This is a genomic window from Thiorhodococcus mannitoliphagus, from assembly GCF_010915725.1.
Lineage (GTDB): Bacteria > Pseudomonadota > Gammaproteobacteria > Chromatiales > Chromatiaceae > Thiorhodococcus > Thiorhodococcus mannitoliphagus.
In genome coordinates this window covers 1-2,666 of record NZ_JAAIJR010000276.1, presented here as the reverse complement: position 1 = coordinate 2,666, position 2,666 = coordinate 1, and the positions used below count along the sequence as shown (strand labels likewise).

Here is a 2,666-nt window from a genome sequence, read left to right as displayed (position 1 = left end):
GTTCGGCGAGCTTGATCTCGACCTTGCGCAGCTATCTGCGCTTTTGCGTCACCCGCGGCGAGCCCGTGCAGGGGCTGATGGGGGTGTTGGTCTCGCCGCCCAACTGGCCTCAGGCGACGCTGCCGAAGGCCCTGAGCGAGGAAGAGGTCGCGCGCTTGGTGGCCGAGCTCGGAGAAGACGCCTCCTCAACGCGTCGTGACGTGGCCATCGTTCGCTGCGCCTTGGATCTGGGCTTGCGGTGTGGAGAAATTGCGGCGCTCTCGCTCGACGACATCGATTGGCGTGACGGCACGCTCATGCTGCGTCGCACCAAAGGCGGGCGAGCCGACACCCTGCCGCTGCCACCGACGACTGGCCAAGCCATCGCCGACTATCTGCGTCTTGAGCGCACGCAGACGTCCTCGCGGGCGCTCTTCGTGCGGTGTATTGCCCCACAGGGTCGCCCGCTCGGCCCCGATGGCGTCGCCAAGGTGATCCGCCAAGCCTATGCCCGCGCCGGGCTGACCGGACACAGTGCGCATGCGCTGCGTCACACCCTGGCCAGTCGGTTATTGGCCAGCGGTGGCTCGCTCAAAGAGGTGGCCGATGTGCTGCGCCACCGCTCGCTCGATACGACCTTGATCTATGCCAAGCTCGACACGCCCAGCTTGAGTGAAGTGGCGCTGCCGTGGCCGGGGGAGGTCGCATGACGATGACCATCCCGCTGCAGAAGTACGTCACCGAATTTCTCGACGAGCGCCATCGCCTCGGTTTCCAGTCCCGTTCCATGGGGCATGCGCTGCGCGGCTTGTCCGCCTATATCGAAACCCTCGCCCTCACTGGGCCGCTCACCCTTGAGGTGATGGCGCAGTGGGCACGCCAGCCGAGTCATCGCAGTGAGGATCCCAAGACCTGGGCCAGACGGCTGAAGATCCTGCGTCCCTTCACCCGTTGGCTGCGCCAGTTTGAGCCGGACACCGAGGTCCCGGATGAGGCCATTTTTGGCTCCGTGGGTGAGCGGCTGACACCGCACATCTATCGCGAGCAGGAGATCATCGCTCTGCTGGCCGCCGCCCGTCAGCTCCAGCCACCTCGGCGCGGAGCGACCTACGAGACGCTGTTCGGACTGCTGGCGGCCACCGGTCTGCGCCTCTCCGAGGCGGTGCACCTGTGCCTGGGGGATGTCGATCTGAGGGACGGGGTGCTAACGGTACGTGAAACCAAGTTTCACAAGTCGCGCCAAGTGCCGGTCCATCCAACCACTTTGGCGGCGCTGCGCCGCTACCACGCGCAGTGCGATCGGGAGATCATCGTCACGGAGGAGTCACCGTTCTTCGTGGGCTCGCGCGATCGGCGCCACGCCCACCGACCTTCGCCGCGCCAGGTCGACCGGATCTTCCAGCAGTTGCGTGAGCAGCTCGGCTGGGTCAATCGCGGTGCCCATGCCGCGCCACGCCTGCATGATCTTCGTCATACCTTCGTGGTCCGACGCATTTTGCTTTGGCAGGCGCAAGGGGTCGATATCGACCAACGCATGCTCGCGCTCTCGACCTACGTCGGCCATGCCCATGTTACCGACACCTATTGGTATCTGAGTGCCGTCCCTGAGCTCATGGCCGTGGCGGCCGAGTGCTTCGAGGCCGGACAGTACGCGGCGGAGGTGGCTTGTGACTGAGTTCAGCAAGTCTTCCGATAGATTCTCGTTTCCCACACTGGTGCAACTCTTCTTCACCGACTACGTGCTCCGCCAGCGCGCGTTGAGTCCAAACACCATTGCCGCCTATCGCGATGCCATGCTGTTGTTCCTGGACTTCGCCGAGCAGCGTCTGGGAAAGGCTGCGAGTTCGCTTCAGCTCAGCGACTTCACACCCGAACTGATCCTGGCGTTCCTCGATGATCTGGAACAACAGCGCCATAATTGCGCGAGAAGCCGCAATCTGCGCCTCATGGCCCTGCGCGCTTTCTTGAAGTTCGCGGCCCGTCGCGACCTCACGGCCTTGCCGATCCTCGAGCAGGCCCTTGGCGTTCCCTCCAAGCGCAGCGAGCGGCCCATGCTCGGATTCCTGACCCATGAGGAGATGTTGGCCGTGATCGGCGAGCCAGGGAGCACCTGGACGGCACAGCGCGACCACCTGTTGTGGGGCCTGCTCTACAACACCGGGGCTCGGGTCTCGGAGATGATCGGCGTGCGCGTCGCCGATGTGGTCATGGAGGCTTCACCCTATGTCCACCTGCATGGAAAGGGCAGGAAACAGCGCGCCGTCCCACTCTGGCGCTCCACGGTGCGCGAGATTCGGACTTGGCTACAGCACAACCCAGCGCTAGTCGCTGACGCGCCGCTGCTGCCCAATCGCGACGGGCATGCGATGACGCGCAACAACGTCAATCAACGCCTCAAGATCGCAGTCACTCGTGCCGCCCAGGTCTATCCTTCCCTCGCCGAGCGTCACGTATCCCCACATTGCATTCGACATACGACAGCAATGGCGATGCTCCAATCCGGGGTCGCGTTCAATGTCATCGCCCTGTGGCTAGGGCATGAATCCATAGCAACCACGCACCGGTACGTTGAAGCCAACCTAGCCATGAAGGAGCAGGCCCTCGCGCGACTCCAGGAGCCAGCCAACCCGCCCACGCGATACCAGCCACCTGACGAACTGCGCCAGTTCCTCGAGGCGCTGTAATTA

3 protein-coding genes are annotated in these 2,666 nt (G+C 64.0%); all 3 read left to right on the top strand.

Going from position 1 to position 2,666, the window contains the following annotated elements; all coding sequences use genetic code 11:
- On the top strand, window positions 1–689 hold a 689-nt coding region (locus G3480_RS26045), incomplete at its 5' end, for a site-specific integrase (protein ID WP_164657112.1).
- On the top strand, window positions 686–1,654 hold the full coding sequence (locus tag G3480_RS26040; protein ID WP_164657111.1) for a tyrosine-type recombinase/integrase: 969 nt from the start codon (window positions 686–688) through the stop codon (window positions 1,652–1,654). The genes G3480_RS26045 and G3480_RS26040, both read left to right, overlap by 4 nt.
- The gene (locus tag G3480_RS26035; RefSeq protein ID WP_164657110.1) at window positions 1,647–2,663 is read left to right on the top strand and encodes a tyrosine-type recombinase/integrase; all 1,017 of its coding nucleotides are present in this window, start codon (window positions 1,647–1,649) and stop codon (window positions 2,661–2,663) included. Before G3480_RS26040 ends, G3480_RS26035 begins: the two co-directional genes overlap by 8 nt.
- The last annotated feature ends 3 nt before the right edge of the window (window positions 2,664–2,666 follow it).

Excerpts from the sequence above, each read along its gene's own strand:
- G3480_RS26040 (WP_164657111.1), top strand. The coding sequence starts at position 686 with ATGACGATGACCATCCCGCTGCAGAAGTACGTCACCGAATTTCTCGAC.